The organism is Burkholderiaceae bacterium, from assembly GCA_024235995.1.
Classification (GTDB): Bacteria; Pseudomonadota; Gammaproteobacteria; order Burkholderiales; family Burkholderiaceae_C; genus Ottowia.
Window position 1 is genome coordinate 2,289,294 of record JACKLI010000001.1, and the last position, 22,585, is coordinate 2,311,878.

At 70.0% G+C, this 22,585-nt stretch carries 19 protein-coding genes; 11 read left to right on the top strand and 8 right to left on the bottom strand.

Annotated elements, in window-relative coordinates:
* Positions 1-119 precede the first annotated feature (119 nt).
* Positions 120-851, top strand: coding sequence for a midcut-by-XrtH protein (locus H6927_11055; GenBank protein ID MCP5218636.1), 732 nt, complete (start codon positions 120-122; stop codon positions 849-851).
* A 128-nt stretch (positions 852-979) separates the two neighbouring features.
* On the opposite strand, the gene H6927_11060 is transcribed toward H6927_11055, so the two are convergent.
* The gene (locus H6927_11060; GenBank protein ID MCP5218637.1) at positions 980-2,143 is read right to left on the bottom strand and encodes a histidine kinase; all 1,164 of its coding nucleotides are present in this window, start codon (positions 2,141-2,143) and stop codon (positions 980-982) included.
* A gap of 148 nt (positions 2,144-2,291) precedes the next feature.
* Between H6927_11060 and H6927_11065 the strand changes: the two genes are divergently transcribed.
* The 8 genes from H6927_11065 (at position 2,292) to H6927_11100 (ending at position 10,656) form a co-directional block, all read left to right on the top strand.
* The gene (locus tag H6927_11065; GenBank protein MCP5218638.1) at positions 2,292-2,759 is read left to right on the top strand and encodes a (2Fe-2S)-binding protein; all 468 of its coding nucleotides are present in this window, start codon (positions 2,292-2,294) and stop codon (positions 2,757-2,759) included.
* Between the two features lie 27 nt (positions 2,760-2,786).
* On the top strand, positions 2,787-5,159 hold the full coding sequence (locus H6927_11070; protein MCP5218639.1) for a xanthine dehydrogenase family protein molybdopterin-binding subunit: 2,373 nt from the start codon (positions 2,787-2,789) through the stop codon (positions 5,157-5,159).
* Positions 5,160-5,172: 13 nt separating this feature from the next.
* Complete coding sequence (locus H6927_11075; GenBank protein MCP5218640.1) at positions 5,173-5,964, top strand: xanthine dehydrogenase family protein subunit M; 792 nt, start codon at positions 5,173-5,175, stop codon at positions 5,962-5,964.
* A gap of 151 nt (positions 5,965-6,115) precedes the next feature.
* Positions 6,116-7,048: a MoxR family ATPase gene (locus H6927_11080; GenBank protein ID MCP5218641.1), complete on the top strand. Its 933-nt coding sequence runs from the start codon at positions 6,116-6,118 to the stop codon at positions 7,046-7,048.
* Between the two features lie 3 nt (positions 7,049-7,051).
* Positions 7,052-8,287, top strand: coding sequence for a VWA domain-containing protein (locus H6927_11085; protein MCP5218642.1), 1,236 nt, complete (start codon positions 7,052-7,054; stop codon positions 8,285-8,287).
* 20 nt (positions 8,288-8,307) lie between these two features.
* Complete coding sequence (locus H6927_11090; protein ID MCP5218643.1) at positions 8,308-8,889, top strand: carbon monoxide dehydrogenase subunit G; 582 nt, start codon at positions 8,308-8,310, stop codon at positions 8,887-8,889.
* A gap of 19 nt (positions 8,890-8,908) precedes the next feature.
* Positions 8,909-9,961 carry an XdhC family protein gene (locus H6927_11095; GenBank protein ID MCP5218644.1) on the top strand — a complete coding sequence of 351 codons (1,053 nt, stop codon included), beginning with the start codon at positions 8,909-8,911 and terminating at the stop codon, positions 9,959-9,961.
* Positions 9,958-10,656 carry a nucleotidyltransferase family protein gene (locus H6927_11100; protein MCP5218645.1) on the top strand — a complete coding sequence of 233 codons (699 nt, stop codon included), beginning with the start codon at positions 9,958-9,960 and terminating at the stop codon, positions 10,654-10,656. The genes H6927_11095 and H6927_11100 overlap by 4 nt, the downstream gene beginning before the upstream one ends.
* Here H6927_11100 and H6927_11105 read toward each other — a convergent pair.
* From H6927_11105 to H6927_11125, 5 genes are all read right to left on the bottom strand, one after another.
* Positions 10,641-11,342, bottom strand: coding sequence for an ABC transporter ATP-binding protein (locus H6927_11105; protein ID MCP5218646.1), 702 nt, complete (start codon positions 11,340-11,342; stop codon positions 10,641-10,643). The genes H6927_11100 and H6927_11105 overlap by 16 nt on opposite strands.
* Before the next feature lie 8 nt (positions 11,343-11,350).
* A complete protein-coding gene (gene livG, locus H6927_11110; protein MCP5218647.1) occupies positions 11,351-12,121 on the bottom strand; it encodes a high-affinity branched-chain amino acid ABC transporter ATP-binding protein LivG in 771 nt (256 codons plus the stop codon).
* Positions 12,121-13,383, bottom strand: coding sequence for a high-affinity branched-chain amino acid ABC transporter permease LivM (locus tag H6927_11115; GenBank protein ID MCP5218648.1), 1,263 nt, complete (start codon positions 13,381-13,383; stop codon positions 12,121-12,123). Before H6927_11115 ends, livG begins: the two co-directional genes overlap by 1 nt.
* The gene (gene livH, locus H6927_11120; protein MCP5218649.1) at positions 13,383-14,309 is read right to left on the bottom strand and encodes a high-affinity branched-chain amino acid ABC transporter permease LivH; all 927 of its coding nucleotides are present in this window, start codon (positions 14,307-14,309) and stop codon (positions 13,383-13,385) included. Before livH ends, H6927_11115 begins: the two co-directional genes overlap by 1 nt.
* Before the next feature lie 101 nt (positions 14,310-14,410).
* Positions 14,411-15,529 carry a branched-chain amino acid ABC transporter substrate-binding protein gene (locus H6927_11125; protein MCP5218650.1) on the bottom strand — a complete coding sequence of 373 codons (1,119 nt, stop codon included), beginning with the start codon at positions 15,527-15,529 and terminating at the stop codon, positions 14,411-14,413.
* Positions 15,530-15,748: 219 nt separating this feature from the next.
* Between H6927_11125 and hrpA the strand changes: the two genes are divergently transcribed.
* Together hrpA and H6927_11135 are read left to right on the top strand one after the other, a co-directional pair.
* Positions 15,749-20,008, top strand: coding sequence for an ATP-dependent RNA helicase HrpA (gene hrpA / locus H6927_11130; protein ID MCP5218651.1), 4,260 nt, complete (start codon positions 15,749-15,751; stop codon positions 20,006-20,008).
* Positions 20,009-20,118: 110 nt separating this feature from the next.
* A complete protein-coding gene (locus H6927_11135; GenBank protein MCP5218652.1) occupies positions 20,119-21,141 on the top strand; it encodes an adenylate/guanylate cyclase domain-containing protein in 1,023 nt (340 codons plus the stop codon).
* Between the two features lie 9 nt (positions 21,142-21,150).
* Here H6927_11135 and H6927_11140 read toward each other — a convergent pair whose 3' ends face one another.
* A complete protein-coding gene (locus H6927_11140) occupies positions 21,151-21,903 on the bottom strand; it encodes an amino acid ABC transporter ATP-binding protein (GenBank protein MCP5218653.1) in 753 nt (250 codons plus the stop codon).
* 13 nt (positions 21,904-21,916) lie between these two features.
* Entirely contained in the window at positions 21,917-22,570 is a 654-nt protein-coding gene (locus H6927_11145; protein ID MCP5218654.1) for an amino acid ABC transporter permease, read from the bottom strand.
* Positions 22,571-22,585: the final 15 nt, after the last annotated feature.

Consider the following 22,585-nt stretch of genomic DNA (forward strand, 5'->3'; position numbering starts at 1 on the left):
AGCCACAACCGGAATTTTTGTGAAAAATTTCTGCGTCAATCTGTAATATATTGATTTGCATCAACGAGAATGCGTGATATTTCAATCACGCCGCTGGCCGGCTTGAAAGGATCGCATCCATGACGCCCATTGACACAAGCCATCCTTTCCGCGCTGCGCAGCGCTGCGTGGGGGCCGCGCTGCTGGCCTTTGGGGGTTCTGCCTGGGCGCAGCAATGCAACTACGCGTTCACCACCGTCCCCGCTCCGGCTCCGGCCGCCGTTCCCTCGCTCTCCATGCTGGGGCTGGCCTTGTTGGCGGCGGTGGCGGGGCTGCTGGCTTGGCGCCAAGGCAGATTCCCCGGGTCGCGTTTCATGGCGATCACGCTGGTGGCAGCGGCAGCCATGCTGGCCAACCAAGGGGGCGGCGGGCTGGTGCAGAAGGCCTATGCCGCTGCGGTCGAGGTGATCCTGTCCAACCCCGGGGGCGAAAGCGGTTCGGTGACCTCTGCAAATGGTGATGAGGTTACCTTCCGGAACACCTCCGGGGTGCCACTGCGCATCGGCAGCATCAGCCCCGCGCCGGCCAACTGTGGTGAAGGCCAGGTGATCCCGCCGGGCGGCACCTGCACCACGGTGGCGTCTTGCCCTGCCAGCTGCCCAGCGGGCACTATATGGGACGGCTCGAGCTGTGTTGACATCCCCGAGGAGCCGGCGTGCGGCGTTAATGAGGGTACCAACAGCGAATCGGGCCAATGTGCATGTAATGCGGGTTTCGCCAGGAATACGTTAGGGTTGTGCGCGCCCGCAGACTTGTGTGCCAATGGATTCCAATTCGTCAATCCTCCCGGAGAGGACCAGTGCAAGCCCTGATGCAGACGGGAGTTTTCCCAACTTTTTTGGGAGCAGTTGAGTGCAAGGCTTCTTGAAATCTACAGAAATTCCAAACGGCTGAATCCGGGAATAGTGATCTGACCCCGCTTGGGCTCCTTTGGCCCGCCTCAGCTTGGCGAGCGATCCCGGCGGTTCGAGCCTAGGCCTGCCAGCCGCCGATAAACCGTCGCCCGGCTCACGCCCAGCGCCCGGGCGGCCTCGGCCACTCGGCCGCCGGCCTGGCGCACGGCCTGGTGGATCAGGTCGGTTTCCACCGCTTTCAATGAGCGTGAAGCGGTAGGACGGGTGCTGGCAGGCGCACCGGACGCGGGATGCGCCGGGGCTTGCGCGGCGACCTGCACGCGCAGGCCGGACCACAGGGGCACAGTGGCCGCCTCGCCTTGCCGCGCCAGGTCGAACAGCTGGGCCCAGGGCAGGGCGAACAGCTCGCTGGCGTGCAGGGCGCCATGCGCCGCGCCGTGCAGCGCGGGCAGCATCTGGCGCGCGGTGGCGTTGGCGCCGGTGACCTGGCCGTCGGCGTCCAGGCACAGCAGGCCGGTGCCGGCGCTGCCGCCGCTGACCTGCCAGCCGGCGGGCCAGGCCAGTTGCAGGCGCAGCGCGTGCGGGCGGGCCAGCACCAGGGCGTCTTCGATGGTCTGGGCCGACTGGGCCACCAGATGCTTCAGCTCGGGCCGCTCGGGCACCTCCACGCCGGTCACGTCCAGCATGCCCAGGCAGGCGCCGTCGGGGCCGAACAGGGGGGCGCCGGCGCAGCTGTAGACGGCGGTGTCGTTGAAGAAGTGCTCGCCGCGGTGCAGCCACACCGGCGCGCGCTCGCCCAGGGCGGCGCCGATGGCGGTGGTGCCCACGCTGCGCTCGGACAAATCCACCCCCACGCGGGCGATGGCGTGCGTGGCCCGGTTGCGGTGGTCGATGGCGCCGGCCGTGTCGATGACGCAGCCCTGCGCGTCGGTCAGCAGCACGAAGTAGCGGATGGGGGCGATGGCGTCGGCCAGGCGCTGCAGCTCGGGCCGGGCGGCGGCCAGCAGGGCGGCGTGGGCGCCCTGCGCGTCGGCGCGGGCGTGGGCGGACACAGGGTCGAAGGCGACGCGCGACTGCGGCCGGTGGCCCAGCGCCAGGCAGCGGCGCCAGCTTTGCATGATCCAGGCGCGGTCGAGCCAGGCGCTGGCCAGGGCTTCGGTCAGCTCGGTGCCTTCGGCCAGCAGGCTTTGCCGTGCCAGGGCGATCTGCTGCAGTCGCGGCACGCCAGAAAAAGCGGGCAGGGCGGTCATCGCGGTGTCTCCGTGTCTCAAACTGAGAATAATCGAGCCGGGGGCTGAAAACCAAGGGTTTTGCCTAGGCATCCTGGCATGCGTTGTTCCAAGAATGGCTGTTTTTACCCCAAGCTTGAAAACCCACCACGACAAGGAGATGCCCGCGATGAAAGTCGAGCTCAAGGTCAATGGCAAGGCGGTGTCGGCCGACGTGCCGCCCAACACGCTGCTGGTGCAGTTCATCCGCGAGCACTTGCGCCTGACGGGCACGCACGTGGGCTGCGACACGGCCCAGTGCGGCGCCTGCACGGTGATCGCCGACGGCCGCGCCATCAAGGCCTGCAACACGCTGGTGGCGCAGATGCAGGGCGCCGACATCACCACCATCGAGGGCGTGGCCGCCGCCGACGGCACGCTGCACCCGGTGCAGGCGGCGTTCAAGGAATGCCACGGCCTGCAATGCGGCTACTGCACGCCCGGCATGGTGATGAGCACGATCGACCTGCTCAAGCACCACCCCGGCGCCACCGAGGGCGAGATCCGCGCGCTGCTGGAGGGCAACCTGTGCCGCTGCACGGGCTACCAGAACATCGTCGCCGCGGTGCAGACCGCGCAAAAGGCCATGGCCGCCTGAACCCGAACCAAGGCAAGGAGACAAGACATGGGTGCCAATGAATTTGCCAAGCTGCCGCACATCGGCGAGTCGCTCAAGCGCAAGGAAGACCTGCGCTTTCTGACCGGCGTGGGCAACTACACCGACGACATCGTCCAGGCCCATCAGAAATACGCGGTGTTCGTGCGCTCGCCGCACGCGCACGCCATCGTCAAGAAGGTGGACACCGCCGCCGCCAGCGCCATGCCGGGCGTGGCGCGCGTCTTCACCGGGGCCGACATCGACGGCAAGATGGGCGGCCTGCCCTGCGGCTGGCTCATCAGCAACCCCGACGGCACGCCGATGAAGGAGCCGCCGCACCCCATCCTGGCGATCAAGAAGGTGCGCTACGTGGGCGACCACGTGGCCATGGTGGTGGCCGACACGCTGGAGCAGGCCAAGAACGCCGCCGAGGCGGTGCAGGTGGACTACGAAGAGCTGGCGCCGGTGATCGACATGCGCACCGCCGCCAAGGGCCCGGCGCTGCACGACGAGGCGCCCGACAACCACTGCTACAAGTGGACGCTGGGCGACAAGGCCGCGGTGGACGCCGCCTTCGCCAGCGCCGCGCACGTCACCAAGCTGGACCTGACCAACAACCGCCTGATCCCCAACGCGATGGAGCCGCGCGCCGTCAACGCCAGCTACAACCGCGGCACGGACGAGTCGGTGCTGTACGTGGCCAACCAGAACCCGCACGTCGAGCGCCTGCTGATGACCGCCTTCGTGCTGCAGTGGCCCGAGCACAAGGTGCGCGTGGTGGCGCCCGACGTGGGCGGCGGCTTCGGCTCCAAGATCTTCCTGTACGCCGAGGACGTGGCGGCCACCTGGGCAGCCAAGCAGCTGGGCTGCGCCATCAAGTGGACGGCCGAGCGCAGCGAGTCCTTCGTGAGCGACGCGCATGGGCGCGACCACATCACCCACGCCGAGATGGCGATGGACAAGGACGGCAAGTTCCTGGCCCTGCGCGTGCACACCCACGCCAACCTGGGCGCCTACCTGTCCACCTTTGCCTCCAGCGTGCCCACCATCCTGTACGGCACCCTGCTGGCCGGGCAGTACGGCACGCCGCAGATCTACGTCGAGGTCGACGGCTGGTTCACCAGCACCGCGCCGGTGGACGCCTACCGCGGTGCGGGCCGGCCCGAGGCGGCCTACCTGATCGAGCGCATGGCCACCCGCTGCGCGTGGGAGCTGGGCCTGAGTCAGGACGAGATCCGCAAGCGCAACTTCGTCACCCAGTTTCCGTACCAGACGCCGGTGGCGCTGCAGTACGACACGGGCGACTTCCACGCCTGCATGAACGAGGCGCAAAAATTGGCCGACGTGGCCGGCTACGAGGCGCGCAGGAAGGCCAGCGAGGCCAGGGGCCTCAAGCGCGGCATCGGCTACAGCAGCTACATCGAGGCCTGCGGCCTGGCGCCCAGCAACATCGCCGGCGCCCTGGGCGCGCGCGCCGGCCTGTTCGAGGCCGGCGAGGTGCGCGTCAACCCCACCGGCAGCGTGACGGTGTTCACCGGCTCGCACAGCCACGGCCAGGGGCACGAGACCACCTTCGCGCAGCTGGTGGCCGCAAGGCTGGGCATCGACCCCGGCCAGGTCGACATCGTGCACGGCGACACCGGCCGCATCCCGTTCGGCATGGGCACCTACGGCAGCCGCTCGCTCAGCGTGGGCGGCACCGCCATCATGAAGGCGCTGGACAAGATCGAGGAAAAGGCCAAGAAGATCGCCGCGCACCTGATGGAGGCCAGCGACGCCGACATCGAGTTCAGCGGCGGCGAGTTCAAGGTCAAGGGCACCGACAAGAAAATCCCGTTCGCCCAGGTGGCGCTGACGGCCTACGTGCCGCACAACTACCCGCTCGATAAATTGGAGCCGGGCCTGGACGAAACGGCCTTCTACGACCCGACCAACTTCACCTATCCGGCGGGCACCTACATCTGCGAGGTCGAGGTCGACCCGGCCACGGGCGTGGTGCGCGTCGACCGCTTCACCACCGTGGACGACTTCGGCGTCATCATCAACCCGATGATCGTCGAGGGCCAGGTGCACGGCGGCGTGGTGCAGGGCCTGGGCCAGGCGCTGATGGAGCACGGCGTGTACGACCCGGACAGCGGCCAGCTGCTGACCGGCAGCTACACCGACTACACCATGCCGCGCGCGGCCGACTTCCCCATGTTCAAGCTCGGCCACGTGTGCACGCCCTGCACGCACAACCCCATCGGCAGCAAGGGCTGCGGCGAGGCGGGCGCCATCGGCTCGCCGCCGGCGGTCATCAACGCCGTGCTCGACGCGCTGGCGCCGCTGGGCGTCAAGGAGCTCGACATGCCCGCCACGCCGCACCGCGTGTGGCAAGCCATCCAATCCGCCAAGGCCTGAAAGGAGCTCCCTCATGTACGCATTCACCTATGAGCGCCCCGCCACCGCCGCCGACGCGGCCCGGCTGGCCCAGGCCGGCGGCAAGCTGCTGGCCGGCGGCCAGACCCTGCTGGCCTCGATGAAGCTGCGCCTGGCGGCGCCCGAGCAGCTGGTCGACCTGGGCGCCGTCGCCGAGCTGAAGGGCATCCGCCGCGAGGCCGGCACGCTCACCATCGGCGCCATGACGCGCCACTGCGACGTGGCCGAAAGCGCCGAGGTGCGCGCCGACATCCCGGCGCTGGCCGAGCTGGCCAGCCACATCGGCGACAAGCAGGTGCGCGCCATGGGCACCCTCGGCGGCTCGGTGGCCAACAACGACCCCGCGGCCGACTACCCGGCCGCGCTGATGGCGCTGGGCGCCACGGTGCACACCAGCAAGCGGCAGATCAAGGCCGACGACTTCTTCCAGGGCCTGTTCGCCACCGCGCTGGACGAGGGCGAGCTGATCACCGCCATCGGCTTTCCCATTCCCAAGCGCGCGGCCTACGTCAAGTTTGCGCAGCCGGCCTCGCGCTTCGCGCTGATCGGCGTGTTCGTGGCGCAGGGCGACGCCGGCGTGCGCGTGGCCGTCACCGGCGGCGGCAACGGCGTGTTTCGCCACGCCGGCATGGAGGCGGCGCTCAGCAAGCAGTTCAGCCCCGACGCGGTGGCGGGCGTCAAGACCGACGAAGCCGAGATGTCCAGCGACCTGCACGGCTCGGCCGCCTACCGCGCCCACTTGGTCGGCGTGATGACCCAGCGCGCCGTGGCCCAGGCCCTGGCCTGACCCGGCTCCCTCGAGACTTTCTCCCTCTCCCTCTGGGAGAGGGCAGGGGTGAGGGCAGGGCGCTTCAAAATCACAAGGGTTTTCAAGCTCTGGTCCGCATCCAATATGCGCAACCAGCTATTCTTTCGATAGTATTTTCACAACACCCGACATGACCGCACCCGCGCCCACCGCGGCGCCCGACGACGCCTTCGCCTCCATCGATGCGCTCATCGCCGCCCTGCAAACCCAGGGCTACTTTGCCGACCGGCACCTGGCCACGGCGGTGTTCCTGGCGCTCAAGCTGCAGCGCCCGCTGCTGCTGGAGGGCGAGCCCGGCGTGGGCAAGACCGAGCTGGCCAAGGCGCTGGCGCAGGTGCTGGGGCGCCAGCTGCTGCGCCTGCAGTGCTTCGACGGGCTGGAGCAACGCGAGGCGCTTTATGAATGGAACTACGCCGCGCAGTTGCTGCACCTGAGAGCAGCAGAGGGCAAGGCACCGGCCAGCGAGCTGGAGCAGGAGGTCTACCAGCCGCGCTACCTGGTGCGCCGCCCGCTGCTGCAGGCGCTGGAGGCGCCGCCGCCCGGCGCGCTGTTGCTGATCGACGAGGTGGACCGCGCCGACGAGCCCTTCGAGGCCTTCCTGCTCGAATACCTGGGCGAGTACCAGGTCAGCATCCCCGAGCTGGGCACCGTGCGCGCGGCGGTGCCGCCGGTGACGCTGCTCACCAGCAACCGCACGCGCGAGCTGAACGACGCCGTCAAGCGCCGCTGCCTGTACCACTGGCTGGACTACCCCGAGCGCGAGCGCGAGCTGGCCATCGTGCGCGCCCTGGTGCCCGAGGCGCCTCGGCGGCTGGCCGACCAGGTGGCCGCTTTCGTGCAGCAGCTGCGCAGTGCGCCCTACGGCGAGCACTTTCAGCGCGCGCCGGGCATCGCCGAGACGGTGGAGTGGGCGCGCGCGCTGGTGGCGCTGGACACCGTCAACCTCGACCCCGAGGTCGTCCTGGACACCGCCGGCATCCTGTTCAAGCAGCGCGACGACGTGGCCGCGCTCGACCGCGCGCTGGCCGACCAGGCGCTGCAGGCGGCCCGCCAGGCGGCTTGAGCCGTGAACACGGCCACGCACTCCCGCCCGGTCTCGCAACTGGGCGACGCCCGCAGCGGTAAGCTGGCGGGCAACCTGAGCGCCTTCGGCCGCACGCTGCGGCGCGCCGGCGTGCGGGTGGACGCCTCGCGCATCGCGCTGGCGCAGCAGGCGGTGCAGTGGGTGGGCGTGGCGCGCAAGCACGACCTGGGCGCCGCGCTGGAGGCCGTGCTGGTCAGCCGCGAGCAGGACCGCGCGGTGTTCCGCGAGCTGTTCGACGCCTTTTTTCGCGACCCCGACCTGGCCAAGAAGCTGCTGGCGCAGATGCTGCCCACCGCCGAGGGCCGCGCCGCGCCGCCGCGCCAGCGCCCGCGGGCGCGCGAGGCACTGGCCCCGCCCAAGGCCGCGCGGCCGGGCGAGCCGCCCAGGCCCGACCAGGAGGTGGACCTGGACGCGGCGATGACGGCCAGCGAGCTGGCGCGCCTGAAGACCGCCGACTTCAACCAGCTGACGGCCAGCGAATACGGCCTGGTCGAGCGCCTGGTGCGCGACACGCCGCTGCCGCTGCCCACCGTGGCCGGGCGCCGCACGCGAGCCGGCAGCCGCGGCGCGCGCGTGCACTGGGGGCGCACGCTGCGCCAGGCGGCGCAGACCGGCGGCGACGTGATGGCCATCACGCGCCTGCAGCGCCGCCGCCAGCCGCTGCCGCTGCTGGTGCTGATGGACGTGTCGGGTTCGATGGAGCGCTACACCCGGCTGCTGCTGGCCTTCCTGCACGCGGCCACCGCGCGCGCGCTGGTGGCCGGCCAGCGCCAGAGCATCCGCCCCGACGTGTTTGCCTTCGGCACCCGCCTGACCGACCTGAGCGCCAGCTTTCGCCAGGCCGACACCGACGCCATGCTGCTCGAGGCCGGCGCCCGCATCGAGGACTTTGCCGGCGGCACGCGCCTGGGTGAATCGCTGGCCAGCCTGCACCGGCAGCACGCGCGCCGGCTGGTGGGCCGCCGCACCCTGGTGCTGGTCGTCAGCGACGGGCTGGACACCGGCGAGCCCGAGCTGCTGGCACGGGAGCTGGCCTGGCTCAAACGCCACACGCGCCGCATCCTGTGGCTCAACCCGCTGCTGCGCTTCGACGGCTACCAGCCGCTGGCGCGCGGCGCCGCGGTGCTGCACAAGGCCTGCGATGGAACCCTGGCGGTGCACAACGTGACCAAGCTGAACGAGCTGGCCAGCGCGATCGCCGCACTGATGAAACAATAAAACTTGAGAGGAATTTCAACATGGACATGCAAGGCTCGCGGCAACTGGCCGTCACGCAACAACAGGCCTGGGACGCGCTGAACGACCCCGAGGTGCTCAAGCTCTGCATCCCGGGCTGCGACAGCATCGAGCCCACGGGCGACAACGCCTACGCGCTGGTCAACGCGATCAAGGTCGGTCCGGTGGCGGCCAAGTTCAAGGGCGCGATCCAGTTGGCCGACATCCAGGCGCCCGGCAGCTACACCATCAACTTCGAGGGCAACGGCGGTGTGGCCGGCTTCGGCAAGGGCTCTGCCAAGGTGGTGCTCACGCCCAACGATCAGGGCTGCGAGCTGGGCTACACCGTCAACGCCACGGTGGGCGGCAAGATTGCCCAGGTGGGCCAGCGCCTGATCGACGGCGTGGCCAAATCGATGGCCGAGAGCTTCTTCAAGCGCTTCGACGAGGAAATGCAGCACCGGCACCCGGCGCCCGAGGCAACGGCCGGTGCGGACGAGGCGCTGCCGGCCAAGGTGCCGGGCGGCGAGGCGGGCGTGCCCGCCTGGGTGTGGGTGGTGGTGGCGATCGTGGTCGTTGTCGCTGTCGGTTGGGCCCTGAAGTAGGGCCGAAAGGAGCGGTTGCATGGAAAACCTTGACGTCACGGTACTGCGCGCGCTGCGCGAATGGCGCCAGGACGGCAAGCGGGCCGTGCTGGCCACCGTGGTGCGCACCTGGGGTTCGTCGCCGCGGCCGGTGGGCTGCATCATGGCGCTGCGCGAGGATGGCGCGGTGATGGGCTCGGTGTCGGGCGGCTGCATCGAGTACGACCTGATCGACCGCTACACCAAGGCCGACGCGGCCGACGCGCTGCCGCGCGAGGGCCCGCCCCGGTTCGTCAAGTACGGCGTCACGGCCGACGAGGCGCACCGCTTCGGCCTGCCCTGCGGGGGCACGCTGGAGGTGATGCTGGAGTTCGACCCCGACGCCGCGCGCGTGGCCGAGCTGCTGCAGGCGCTGGACGCCGGCCGGCTGATGCACCGCCGCGTGCGCCTGGCCGACGGGCAGGTCACGCTGGAGGCCACCGACCGTCCGGCCGAGCTGATCCTGAACGCCAGCGAGCTGGTCAACACCTTCGGCCCCGGCTACCGCATGCTGATCATCGGCGCCGGCCAGATGAGCGAATACCTGGCCACGATGGCGCTGTTCTGCGGCTTCTCGGTGACCGTGTGCGACCCGCGCGAGGAGTTTGCCGGCAGCTGGAGCGTGCCCGGCGCGCGCCTGGTCGGCACCATGCCCGACGACACCGTCGCCGAGATGGCGCTTGACGGGCGCAGCTGCGTCATCGCCCTCACGCACGACCCCAAGCTGGACGACCTGGCCCTGCTGCAGGCGCTGGAGACGCCGGCGTTCTACATCGGCGCCATCGGCAGCCGGCGCAACAGCCTGCTGCGCCACCAGCGCATGATCGAGCACCTGGACCAGACCGAGGAGAGCCTGAAGGGCCTGCGCGGCCCCATCGGCATCTACATCGGCAGCAAGACCCCGCCCGAGATCGCCGTCAGCGTGATGGCCGAGGTGCTGGCGGTGAAGAACGGCGTGCCGCTGCCGCGCGACATGGACGTGGCGCACGTCAAGGACATGCAGGACATCACGCCCAACGACGCCGGGCAGGTCTGCTTCGTGCCACAAACATGAACGTCGGCGCGGTCGTCATGGCGGCCGGCGCGGGGCGGCGCATGGGCTGCCGGCCCAAGAGCCTGCTGACACGCGATGGCGAGCCCTTGCTGCTGCGCCAGATCCGCCTGCTGCGGCAGTGCGGCGCGGACGCCATCGTGGTCGTGCTCGGGCACCACGCCGAACGCCTGCAGGCGGTGCTGGCGGCGGCGCGGGCAGCGGGCGTGGCCGGCGGCGCCTCGCTGGCCTGGGTGCGCAACCCGGCGCCCGACGACGGCCCGGGCTCGTCCTTGCGCTGCGGCTTGGCGGCCCTGCCGGACGAACTGGACACGGTGCTGGTCGTGCTCGGCGACCAGCCGTTGCTGGAGGCCGGGGACGTGCAGGCCGTGGTGCAGGCCTGGCGCGCGCGCGCGCCGGGCATCGAGCTGGTGGTGCCCAGCCACGGCGGCCAGCCCGGGCATCCGATCGCCTTCGGACCCCGGCTGCGCGCGGCCGTCATGCAGGGGCAAGGCGGCGCCGGCGTGCGCGAGTGGCGCCGCGCCCACCGCGGGCAGGTGCAGGAGCTGGCAATGGCGCATGCGCGCCACGTGGCCGACATCGACACGCCCGAGGACCTGCAGGCGCTGGCGCGCACGCAGGGCATTCGCCTGGCGTGGCCGCAGGAAGAGGGCGGCGCCGCCAGCCTGCCGGGCGGTCGCGCTCAACCCCCCAGGTAGGCCTGGCGCACCGCGTCGTTCTTCAGCAGGTTGGCGCCGGTGTCTTCCAGCACCAGGCGGCCGTTTTCGAGCACGTAGCCGCGGTCGGCGATCTGCAGCGCCTTGTTGGCGTTCTGCTCGACCAGGAACACGGTCACGCCACCCGCGCGCACGGTCAGGATGATCTCGAAGATCTGGGTGATGACCAGCGGCGCCAGGCCCAGGGTGGGTTCGTCCAGCAGCAGCAGGCGCGGCTTGCTCATGAGGGCGCGGCCGATGGCCAGCATCTGCTGCTCGCCGCCCGAGAGCGTGCCGGCGCGCTGGACGGCCCGCTCGCGCAGGCGCGGAAACAGCCCGAACACGTGCTCGATGCCGGCCTGGATCTCGCCCTTGTCGAGGAAGAAGCCGCCCATCTGCAGGTTCTCGGTCACCGTCAGCGCCGGGAACACGCGCCGGCCCTCGGGCGAGACGGCGATGCCCTGGCGCATGATGTGGTGCGAGGGCAGGTGGGTGATGTCCCGGCCGTCCAGCAGGACGTGGCCGCCGCTGGCGCGCGGGCTGCCGCACACCGTCATCAGCAGCGAGGTCTTGCCGGCGCCGTTGGAGCCGATCAGCGAGACGATCTCGCCCTGGTCGACGTGCAGGCTGACCTGGTTGACGGCGCAGATGGCGCCGTAGTGGGTGCTCAGCTGCCTGAGCTCCAGCATGCTCGCCATCATTCTTCTCCCAGGTAGGCCTTGATGACGCGCGGGTCGTTGCGGATCGCCTCCGGCACGTCGAGCGCGATGCGGCGGCCGTGCTCCATCACCAGGATGCGCTCGGACACGCCCATCACCAGGCTCATGTCGTGCTCGATCAGCAGCACCGCGATGTCGTGCTGCGCGCGCAGCCGCTGGATCAGGCCCTGCAGGTCCTTCTTCTCCTGCGGGTTCAGGCCGGCGGCGGGCTCGTCGAGCATCAGCAGGCGCGGCTCGGTCACCATGCAGCGGGCGATCTCCAGGCGCCGCTGGTGGCCGTAGGCCAGGTTGCCGGCCGGCCGGTTGGCGAACTCGCGCAGCTCCATGTAGTCCAGCCAGTGCAGCGCCCGCTCGAGCGCCTTTTGCTCGCTGTCGCGGTAGGCGCGCGTGCGCAGCAGGCCGGCGGGCAGCGAGGTCTTGAGGTGCCGGTGCTGCGCCACCAGCAGGTTCTCCAGCGCCGTCATGCCCTTGAACAGGCGCACGTTCTGGAAGGTGCGCACCACGCCGTGGCGCGCCACCGTGTGGCTGCCCAGCCCGGCGATCTCGCGCCCGCGCAGGCGGATGCGGCCGGTGGTGGGCTTGTAGAAGCCGCCGATGCAGTTGAACACCGTCGTCTTGCCGGCGCCGTTGGGGCCGATGATGGCGAAGATCTCGTGCTCGCGCACGGCGAAGCCGATGTCGTCGACCGCCAGCAGGCCGCCAAAGCGCATGCTCAGGCCCTGCACCTCGAGAAACTGCGCGTCGGCCATCACGCGATCTCCACATGGCGGCGCTTCATCGGCAGCAGGCCCTGCGGGCGCCAGATCATCATCACGATCATCACCAGGCCGAACACCAGCATGCGGTATTCGGAGAATTCGCGCGCCAGCTCGGGCAGGGCGGTGATCAGGATCGCCGCCAGGATCACGCCCAGCTGCGAGCCCATGCCGCCCAGCACCACGATGGCCAGGATCAGCGCCGACTCGATGAAGGTGAAGGACTCGGGGTTGACGATGCCCTGGCGCGCCGCGAAGAAGGCGCCGCCGAAGCCGGCGAACATGGCGCCCATGGTGAAGGCCGAGAGCTTGATCGTCATCGGGTTGAGGCCCAGCGAGCGGCAGGCGATCTCGTCCTCGCGCAGCGCCTCCCAGGCGCGGCCGATCGGCATGCGCAGCAGGCGGTTGGAGAACCACAGGGTGATCGTCGCCAGCATCAGCGCCATCAGGTACAGGAAGATCACCATGTGCATCGAGTTGAACTCGAGGCCGAAGAACTCGTGGAAGGTGCTGGCGCCCTCCACGCTGGCGCTGCGCGCCATCTCCAGCCCGAACACCGAGGGCTTGGGCAGGCCCGAGATGCCGTCCGGCCCGCCGGTGAAGTCGGTCAGGTTGACCAGCAGCAGGCGGATGATCTCGCCGAAGCCCAGCGTGACGATGGCCAGGTAGTCGCCGCGCAGGCGCAGCACCGGAAAGCCCAGGATGAAGCCGAACAGCGCCGACATGGCGCCCGTGAGCGGCAGCGCCTGCCAGAAGCTCCAGCCGGCCCAGTGGTGGAGCAGGGCGAAGGTGTAGGCGCCGGTGGCGTAGAAGCCCACGAAGCCCAGGTCGAGCAGGCCGGCAAAGCCGACCACGATGTTCAGGCCCAGGCCCAGCATGACGTAGATCAGCGCCAGCGTGGCGATGTCGACCGCGTTGCGGCCGGCCATGAAGGGCCAGCTGACGGCCACCAGCAGCACCACGGTGAGCAGCAGGCTGCGCTGGCGCTCGGACACCTCGGGCAGCGTCGGCCAGGGGATGCGCCGCGTGGTGGCGCCCGCCAGCCAGGGGCGCGCCAGCTGCACCAGAAACACCGCCAGGCAGGCCCAGGCGACCTTGTCCCAGTGCGGCACGACGATGGTGCGCGCGCCCATGCGCTCCAGCCGCAGGCCGAAGATGGGCGCCACCAGCAGCGCCGTGATGACGGCCGCGCCGAGTGCGTGCGAGAAGGCCTGGCGCCAGTCGGGGCGCTGCCGGGAGGCTGCGGTGGTGTTCATCAGACTTTCTCCACTTCGGGCTTGCCCAGCAGGCCGCTGGGCCGCACCAGCAGCACCAGCACCAGCACCGCGAAGGCCACGATGTCCTTGTATTCGGACGAGATGTAGGCGGCGGCCAGGGTTTCGGCGATGCCCAGCAGCACGCCGCCCAGCATGGCGCCGGGGATGGAGCCGATGCCGCCCAGCACCGCCGCCGTGAAGGCCTTGATGCCGGCGATGAAGCCGATGAAGGGGTTGAGCTTGCCCACCGCCAGCGCGATCAGCACGCCGCCGACCGCGGCCAGCATGGCGCCCAGGATGAAGGTGAAGGAGATGACGCGGTTGGTGTCGATGCCCAGCAGGTTGGCCATGTGCATGTCCTGCGAGCAGGCGCGCGAGGCCCGGCCCATGCGCGAGTTGCGGATGTACAGCGTCAGCCCGATCATCAGCACCACGGTGACGGCGATCACCAGCACGCGGGCGTAGGGAATGTAGATTTCGAAGCCGCCTTCGCCGGCGAAGCGGAAGGCGCCGGGCAGCAGCGCCGGCACCGCCATGTCGCGCGCGCCCTGGCCCAGCGCGACCCAGTTCTGCAGGAAGATCGACATGCCGATGGCCGAGATCAGCGGCACCAGGCGCGGGCTGTCCCGCAAGGGCTTGTAGGCTAGCTGGTCGACCGCGTAGCCGTAGACGCCGGTGATCAGCACCGCCGCCACCAGCATCAGCCCGATGACCAGCGCGACCGGCAGCCCGCTTTGCACCCCCACCGCCGACAGCGTGACCAAGCCGACGTAGCCGCCGATCATGTAGATCTCGCCGTGGGCGAAGTTGATCATGCCGATGATGCCGTAGACCATGGTGTAGCCGATGGCGATCAGGGCGTAGATCGCACCCAGCGAGAGGCCGTTGAACAGCTGCTGGATGAGTTGCGGCAGGAAGTCGGACATGCGAAGTCTCCGTTGGGTCGCATCCGCGCGCGGCGCAGCAGACGACGCCCCGGGTCTGCCCCCTGTGGGTCGGGGAGTTGCCGGGGCGTTTTAGGGCGTGTTTACTTGACGAGCGACTTGCTGCCGTCCTTGTGCCATTCGAAGACCTGGAACTCGAAGGACTTCAGGTCGCCCTTGGCGTCCCAGGACACCGGGCCGATCGGGGTCTCGAAGCTGGTCTTGTGCATGTAATCGGCCACCTTCTTGGGGTCGTCGCCCACGGCCTTGATGCTGTCCAGGATCACCTGAGTGGCCGCGTAGGAGGTCAGCTGGAAGGCGCCCGAGGGGTCGCGCTTCTTGTCCTTGAAGGCCTTGACGATGGCGGCGTTCTTGGGGTTGGCCGAGAAGTCGGCCGGCAGCGTCAGCAGCATGCCTTCGACGGCCGGGCCGGCAATGGCGTTGATCTCGGGGTTGCCCACGCCCTCGGGGCCCATCATCTTGACCTTCAGGCCCTGCTCGCCGGCCTGGCGCAGCAGCAGGCCCATCTCGGGGTGGTAGCCGCCGTAGTAGACGAAGTCGACGCCCGCGCTCTTGAGCTTGGTGATGACGGCCGAGTAGTCGCTGTCGCCGGCGTTGATGCCCTCGAACAGCACCACGTTGATGCCGGCCTTCTTCAGGTCGTCGCGCACGTTGGCGGCAATGCCCTGGCCGTACGACTGCTTGTCGTGCAGCACGGCGACCTTCTTGGGCTTGATCTTCTGGGCGATGAACTTGGCGGCCGCGGGGCCCTGCTGGTCGTCGCGCCCGATGGTGCGGAAGAGGTAGTGGAAGTTCTTGCCGTCGGTCAGCGCGGGGGAGGTGGCCGACGGGGTGACGACGACCACGCCCTCGTTGTTGTAGATCGGCGCGGCGGCGATCGAGGCGCCCGAGCAGACCGGGCCGACCACGTAGTGGATCTTGTCGTTGACCACGCGGTTGGCCGCCACTGGGCCCTGCTTGGGCTCGCAGGCGTCGTCCACCACCACGGTCTCGATCTTCTTGCCGTTCACGCCGCCGGCGGCGTTGAACATCTCGACGGCGGTCGACACGCCTTCCTTGACCATGTCGCCGTACTGGGTCACCGGGCCGGTGGCCGGGCCCACGATGGCGATCTTGATCTGCGCCTGGGCGCTCGAGAATGCGAACAGGCCTGCCATGCCCAGCGCGGCGGCAACGCTCTTCATGCGAAAGGAAGTGCTCATGGAATCTCTCTCCAACGTGACCAATGAATCATCGGGCGCGTGCCGGATACCGGCGCGCTTTCCCGTCTGGTTAAGAGAGGCGAGTCTACTGCTTTCGCTTCTTTACACAGATCAAGCCAACCGCAATGGGAGCAGGTGAATACGGGCGTCCGTGGGGTGCTTCGGGGCGCGCCGCGCCCGCCGTGGCACCGCCGCGCCTTGCGGATAATCGGGGCCCTCATGCCCGTGCCGCTGCCTGCCACCTCCGCCCTCCCGATCGCGTTTCCCGACAGCCTGCCGGTTTCTGCACGCCGCGCGGAGATTGAAGAGGCACTGCGCGCGCACCAGGTCATCATCGTCTGCGGCGAAACCGGCTCGGGCAAGACCACCCAGCTGCCCAAGATCGCGCTGGCCATGGGCCGGGGGCGCCTCAACGCCCGGCCGGGCGAGCGCGGCCGCCTGATCGGCCACACGCAGCCGCGGCGCATCGCCGCCAGCAGCGTGGCCAAGCGCATCGCGCAGGAGCTGAACACGCCGCTGGGCGAGGTGGTGGGCTACAAGGTGCGCTTCCAGGACCGCCTCTCGCCCGGCGCCTCGGTCAAGCTGATGACCGACGGCATCCTGCTGGCCGAGACGCAGACCGACCCGCTGCTGCAGGCCTACGACACGCTGATCATCGACGAGGTGCACGAGCGCAGCCTGAACATCGACTTCCTGCTGGGCTACCTCAGGCAGCTGCTGCCGCGCCGGCCCGACCTGAAGGTCATCGTCACCTCGGCCACCATCGACGCCGAGCGCTTTGCCAAACACTTTGCCGATGCCAAGGGGAAAGACGCCCCCGTGCTGATGGTGTCGGGCCGCACCTACCCGGTGGAGCAGCGCTGGCGCCCGTTCGAGGAAAGCCGCGACCACGGCCTGAACGAGGCCATTGCCGACGGCGTGGACGAGCTGTGGGCCGGCGCCGCCGGCGGCGACATCCTGGTGTTTTTGCCCGGCGAGCGCGAGATCCGCGAGGCGGCCGACCATCTGCGCAAGCACCTGGCCGCGCACCCGGTGCTGCGCAGTGCCGAGGTGCTGCCGCTGTTCGCCCGCCTGTCGCAGGCCGAGCAGGACCGCGTGTTCGACGCGCACCACGGCCGGCGCATCGTGCTGGCCACCAACGTGGCCGAGACCTCGCTCACGGTTCCAGGGATCAAATACGTCATCGACGCCGGCACGGCGCGCGTCAAGCGCTACAGTTATCGCAGCAAGGTCGAGCAGCTGCTGATCGAGCCGGTGAGCCAGGCGGCGGCCAACCAGCGCGCCGGCCGCTGCGGACGCGTGGCCGAGGGCATCTGCATCCGCCTGTACGACGAGAAGGACTTTGCCGGCCGCCCGCGCTTCACCGACCCGGAAATCCTGCGCTCCTCGCTGGCCGGCGTGATCCTGCGCATGAAGAGCCTGCGGCTGATGGCCGACGGCGCGCGGGTGGAGGACTTTCCCTTCCTGGAGCCGCCCTCGGGCCGCGCCATCGCCGACGGCTACCAGCTGCTGGGCGAGCTGGGCGCGGTCGACGACGCGGGCGAGCTGACGCCCCTGGGCCGCGAGCTGGCGCGCCTGCCGCTGGACCCGCGCGTGGGCCGCATGATCCTGGCCGGGCGCGAGCGCTCCTGCCTGCGCGAGGTGCTGGTGATCGCCAGCGCGCTCAGCGTGCAGGACGTGCGCGACCGCCCGCTGGAGCAGCAGGCCCAGGCCGACCAGCAGCACGCCAAGTTCGACGACGAGAAGAGCGAGTTCAGCGGGTACATCAAGCTGTGGCAGTGGCTGCAGGATGCGCGCGGAGGAAATGGCCCCCACGCTCCGCGCTCCGCGTCTGCGCTGCCCCCCGAGGGGGCTGCGGCCGCCTTGGGGCGGCCCGGCGGCGGCCGGGCGCCTCAAACGCGGCGTGAGATGGTGGAGCAGGGCAGTGCGCCGACCCGCAAACCCGCCAACGTGGCTGCCTTGCCAGTGGCGCAGCGGGTGGAGATGGCGCTGGCTGCCGCCCGTGCCGCCTTGGGGCAGCCCTCACCCCAGCCCTCTCCCAGAGGAAGAGGGAGCAAGACCGCCGCGCAACTCCCTCCCCCTCTGGGGGAGGGCAGGGGTGGGGGCAGCCCCACCCACAAAATCAGCAACCGCCAGTACGAGCAGCTGCTGCGCCAGAACTTCATCAGCGTGCGCCGCGTGCGCGAATGGCGCGACATCCACACGCAGCTGCACACCGTGGTGGCCGAGCACCAGTGGCAGGAGAACACGCAGCCGGCCGGCTACGAGGCCCTGCACAAGGCGCTGCTGACCGGCCTGCTGGGCAACGTCGGCTGCAGGATCGAGGCCGAGGGCAAGGCCGGCGCGGCGGCGGGCGAATACCTGGGGCCGCGCGGCATCAAGTTTCATCGCCACCCGGGCGCGCATTTATCCAAGCGGCCGGGCCGCTGGGTGGTGTGCGCCGAGCTGGTGGAGACCACGCGCCTGTACGGCCGCGGCATGGCCCACATCGAGCCGCAGTGGCTGGAGGAGGTGGCGGGCCATTTGCTGAAACGGCAGGTGCTCGATGCGCACTGGGAGAAGAAGGCCGGCGAGGCCATCGCCTTCGAGCGCGGCACGCTGTACGGCCTGCCGGTCTACAGCGGCCGGCGCGTGCGCTACGGCCAGGTCGACCCGGCCGGCGCGCGCGAGCTGCTGATCCGCGAGGCGCTGGTGGGCGGCCAGTGGCCCGAGGAGTGGGCGCGCACGCTGCCCTTTCTGCCCGCCAACCGCAAGCTGGTGGCGCAGATCGAGACGCTGGAGCACAAGTCGCGCCGGCAGGACGTGCTGGTGGACGACGAGCTGATCTACGCCTTCTACGACCAGCACCTGCCCGCCGACGTGGTGGACGGGCGCACGCTGCAGGCCTGGTGGCGCCAGGCCCAGCGCGCCACGCCCGACGTGCTGCTGCTCACGCGCGAGGAGCTGATGCGCCACGAGGCGGCGGGCATCACCACCGCCGCCTTTCCGAAGATGCTGCGCCTGGGCGGGGTGGACTGCGCGGCCAGCTACCTGCACGCGCCGGGCGACGCGCAGGATGGCCTGACGGTGACGGTGCCGCTGTTCGTGCTCAACCAGGTGTCGCCCGAGCGCGCCGAGTGGCTGGTGCCGGGCATGCTGAAGGAGAAGATCCAGGCCCTGCTCAAGAGCCTGCCGCAAAGGCCGCGCAGCCGCTTCGTGCCGCTGCCGCAAAGCGCCGAGCGCCTTGGCGAAGCGCTGGGCGCGCCGGATCGGTTCGGCGTGGGCAGCCTGAACGCGGCGCTGCTGCGCCTGGTGCGCGAGGCCACCGGCCTGGATGTGAAACCCACCGACTTCAAGCTGGACATGCTGCCCGCGCACCTGTTCATGAACTTTCGCGTCGTCGACGAGCACGGCCGCCAGTTGGGCGCCGGGCGCGACCTGGGCGCGCTCAAGGCCCAGCTGGGCGGGCAGGCGCGCGGGGCCTTCCAGGCGCTGGCGGGGCTGCGGGCGGCCAAGACCCAGCTGGCGGCCGCTCCTTCGCCACATCCGGAGCAAAACGAGGCTCCAGCCGGCGTCCATCATGCGCAGGCAGCTATCAAACCCGTAGTTGACCAGGCGTTGGCGGAGGACGCGCGCCACACCCGCTGGGACTTCGGCGAGCTGCCCGAGCTGCTGGAGCTGCGGCGCAAGGGCCAGGTGCTGGTCGGCTTTCCGGCCCTGGTCGATGCCGGCGACGCGGTGACGATCGAGGTGTTCGACGAGCCCGGGGTGGCTGCCGCGCGCCACCGCGCGGGCCTGCGCCGGCTGTTTGCGTTGCAGGTGCGCGACACCCTCAAGCACCTCGAAAAGAACATTCCCGAGCTGCAGAAGATGGCCGTGGCCTACATGCAGGTCGGACGCACGTCCGACGGCGCGGGCGGGGGCACGGCCGAGGAGCTGCGCCGGCAGATCATCGACGTGGCGCTGGAGCGCGCCTTCCTGGTCGAGCCGCTGCCGACTTGCGAGGCCGCCTTCGCCCAGCGCACGGAGGAAGGCCGCGCGCGCCTGGTGCTGATCGCCGGCGAGGTGGCGCGCCTGGCCGGCGCCATTTTGGCCGAATACGCCTTGGCGGCGCGCAAGATCAAGGACACCCGGGCCGCGCCTGCCGCCATGCAGGACGCGGCCGAGCAACTGCAGCGCCTGATGCCCAGGGACTTTCTGGCCGCCACGCCCTGGGCCGCGCTGCAGCATCTTGCGCGCTACCTCAAGGCCATCGTGCTGCGGCTGGACAAGCTGCGTGCCGACCCAGCGCGCGACGCCGAGCGCATGGCGCAGGCGCGCGCGCAGGAGCAGCGTTTCTGGCGCCTGGTGGCCGAGCGCAAGGGCGTGCAGGACGAGCGCCTGCGCGAGCTGCGCTGGCTGCTGGAGGAGCTTCGGGTGAGCCTGTTCGCGCAGGAGCTGCGCACGCCGCAGCCCGTCAGCGTGAAAAGGCTGGACAAGGTCTGGGCGCAGATCCGCTAGCCGCGCTGGCTGTTTTGTGGCGAATCGGAGACAATCGGCGCAAGAGCGTGTCCAAGCTCTAACAACAACAACGATCCCAGCAAGGAGACTCAAGGAGGTCTTTGTCGCCCATGGGCATGCACCCGACCATCGTTTTCGTGGATCTGACAGGCAGCTCGGCTGCCTACGAGGCTTTTGAGAGCGAGGTGGTCGCCGGCTTGGTCTCCCGCGTCACGCACTGGGTTTCGCGCGTGTGCGAGGTGCATGGCGGGCGCACCGTCAAGCTGCTGGGCGACGGCGTGCTGCTGCAGTTTCCCTCCAGCATCGCCGCGCTGAGCGCGGCCATCTTCCTGCAGCAGCGCTACGTGGGCTACCTGGGCGAGGTGCCCCAGGGCTTGCGCCTGGGCATGAAGATCGGACTGGCCAGCGGCTCCGTCGTGCAGCTCGACGCCGACAGCTACGGCGACCCGGTCAACCTGGCGGCGCGCCTGTGCGACATGGCGGGCGCCGACACCATCTGGGCCGACGAATCGGTGTTCGAGTGGGCCACTGCGGGTCGGACCGAGCCGCCACCGCCCGTGGTGGGCGAGGCGCGCGTGCGCGTGCTGTCCTGGCTGGAGGTGCGCCGCCGCCACCTGGGCCTGATGCGCATTCCCGGCCTGAACCAGCCGCGCTCGGTGTTCCAGGTGCTGTGGAACGCCGACGTGGCGCCCGACCAGCTGACCCGGCCCGGCAACCTGGCCGACATGCAGGCCCAGAAGGCACCACCCACCCTCAAGCTGAGCTGGCTGGACCAGAGCAAGGTGTTCGAAGCGGGCCCCGACAGAATCCGCATCGGCCGCACCGAGGAGAACGACCTGGTGATCAGCGACCAGCGGGTGTCGCGCCAGCACGCCAGCATCCAGTGGCAGGACGGTGCCTACGTGCTGACCGACCTGAGCAGCTACGGCACCACGGTGCGCTTTGCCGACGCCGCCGGCCCCGAGGTGCCCTTGCGGCGCACCTCCTGCCTGCTGCATTCGTCCGGCGAGATCGCCCTGGGTGCGCAGTTCAGCGATTTTTCGGCGCCCGTGCTCTCGTTCGAGGTGCAGCGCCGGCGCGGCGCGGCGGCGGGCGACAAGAACGACACCTTGCCGCTGTTCGGCGCGCTTTGAGCATGGCGGCTACGCCAGACTGGCCAGGAAGGCCCGCGCCCGCTCGTGGCGCGGGGCGGCAAAAAAGTCGGCGGCCGGCCGGTCTTCGACGATGCGCCCCTGGTCCATGAAGACCACGCGGTGCGCCACCTCGCGCGCGAAGGCCATCTCGTGCGTCACCACCAGCATGGTCATGCGCTGCTCGGCCAGCTGGCGCATGGTGCGCAGCACCTCGGCGGTCAGCTCGGGGTCGAGCGCGCTGGTGGGCTCGTCGAACAGCAGGATGTCCGGCTGCATGGCCAGCGCGCGCGCAATGGCCACGCGCTGCTTCTGCCCGCCCGACAGGCGGGCGGGCCAGGCGTCGCGCTTGTCGGCCAGGCCCACCTGGGCCAGCAGCGCCTCGGCCAGCGGCACCACCTCGGCGCGCGCGCGCTTGCGCACCGTCATCGGCGCCTCGATCAGGTTTTGCAGCACCGTCAGGTGCGGAAACAGGTTGAAGTGCTGGAACACCATGCCCGTGTGCTGGCAGATGCGGCGCGCCTCGCTCTCGGAAGGATAGCGAGCCAAGCCCGTTGCATCGGGGTGAGCGAGCGTTTTGCCGGCAATTTCGATGCACCCGCGCTCGATCGTCTCCAGGTGGTTGAGGCAGCGCAGCAGGGTGGACTTGCCCGAGCCCGAGGGCCCCAGCACGGCCACCACCTCGCCGCGCGCCACCGTCAGCGACACGCCGCGTAGCACGTGCAGCGCGCCGAAGTGCTTGTGCACGTCGGTGGCCTTGACCATGGGGGTGGCGGCGTCAGGCGTCATGCTCGGCATGGTGGCGCTCCAGCCGCTGGAACACCCAGGTCAGCACCAGCGTTGTCAGCAGGTAGAACGCCGCGGCGACCACGAAGGGCGTGATGCTGAAGTCGCGCTGCACGATGCCGCGCGCGGCGCGCAGCAGGTCGTTGAGCGCCAGCACGTAGATGATCGAGGTGTCCTTGACCAGGGTGATGGTCTCGTTGGCCAGCGGCGGCAGGCTGATGCGCCACACCTGGGGCATGACGATGCGGCGCATGGTCTGCGCGTGGCTCATGCCCAGGGCCTTGGCGCCCTCGTACTGCCCACGGTCGATCGACTGGATGCCCGCGCGCAGGATTTCGGCGAAATAGGCCGCGTAGTTCAGCGTGAAGGCCACCACGGCCGAGGGGTAGTCCGGCAGGCGCACGCCGACCACCGGCACGAAGGGCAGGGCGTAGTAGACGAACAAGAGCTGCAGCATCAGCGGCGTGCCGCGCATCAGCCAGATGAAGCCGCTGACCGCGCCGCGCAGGGCGGCCAGCCGCGACAGGCGCGCCAATGCCAGCGCCAGGCCCAGCGGCAGCGACAGCGCCAGGGTGAGCACGAACAGGCCCAGCGTCACGCCCGCGCCGTCCAGCAGCGGGGGCAGGATGCGCAGCAGGTAGTCCATGAAGGCGCGGGCCCG

Bases quoted from the DNA above. Each gene is read 5' to 3' on its own strand.
- H6927_11065 (MCP5218638.1), top strand. From the start codon at position 2,292: ATGAAAGTCGAGCTCAAGGTCAATGGCAAGGCGGTGTCGGCCGACGTG.
- H6927_11055 (MCP5218636.1), top strand. From the start codon at position 120: ATGACGCCCATTGACACAAGCCATCCTTTCCGCGCTGCGCAGCGCTGC.
- H6927_11100 (MCP5218645.1), top strand. From the start codon at position 9,958: ATGAACGTCGGCGCGGTCGTCATGGCGGCCGGCGCGGGGCGGCGCATG.
- H6927_11090 (MCP5218643.1), top strand. From the start codon at position 8,308: ATGGACATGCAAGGCTCGCGGCAACTGGCCGTCACGCAACAACAGGCC.
- H6927_11075 (MCP5218640.1), top strand. From the start codon at position 5,173: ATGTACGCATTCACCTATGAGCGCCCCGCCACCGCCGCCGACGCGGCC.
- H6927_11095 (MCP5218644.1), top strand. From the start codon at position 8,909: ATGGAAAACCTTGACGTCACGGTACTGCGCGCGCTGCGCGAATGGCGC.
- H6927_11145 (MCP5218654.1), bottom strand. From the start codon at position 22,570: ATGGACTACCTGCTGCGCATCCTGCCCCCGCTGCTGGACGGCGCGGGC.
- H6927_11135 (MCP5218652.1), top strand. From the start codon at position 20,119: ATGGGCATGCACCCGACCATCGTTTTCGTGGATCTGACAGGCAGCTCG.
- H6927_11060 (MCP5218637.1), bottom strand. From the start codon at position 2,143: ATGACCGCCCTGCCCGCTTTTTCTGGCGTGCCGCGACTGCAGCAGATC.
- H6927_11125 (MCP5218650.1), bottom strand. From the start codon at position 15,529: ATGAGCACTTCCTTTCGCATGAAGAGCGTTGCCGCCGCGCTGGGCATG.
- hrpA (MCP5218651.1), top strand. From the start codon at position 15,749: ATGCCCGTGCCGCTGCCTGCCACCTCCGCCCTCCCGATCGCGTTTCCC.
- H6927_11080 (MCP5218641.1), top strand. From the start codon at position 6,116: ATGACCGCACCCGCGCCCACCGCGGCGCCCGACGACGCCTTCGCCTCC.
- H6927_11070 (MCP5218639.1), top strand. From the start codon at position 2,787: ATGGGTGCCAATGAATTTGCCAAGCTGCCGCACATCGGCGAGTCGCTC.
- livG (MCP5218647.1), bottom strand. From the start codon at position 12,121: ATGGCCGACGCGCAGTTTCTCGAGGTGCAGGGCCTGAGCATGCGCTTT.
- H6927_11105 (MCP5218646.1), bottom strand. From the start codon at position 11,342: ATGCTGGAGCTCAGGCAGCTGAGCACCCACTACGGCGCCATCTGCGCC.
- H6927_11115 (MCP5218648.1), bottom strand. From the start codon at position 13,383: ATGAACACCACCGCAGCCTCCCGGCAGCGCCCCGACTGGCGCCAGGCC.
- H6927_11140 (MCP5218653.1), bottom strand. From the start codon at position 21,903: ATGGTCAAGGCCACCGACGTGCACAAGCACTTCGGCGCGCTGCACGTG.
- livH (MCP5218649.1), bottom strand. From the start codon at position 14,309: ATGTCCGACTTCCTGCCGCAACTCATCCAGCAGCTGTTCAACGGCCTC.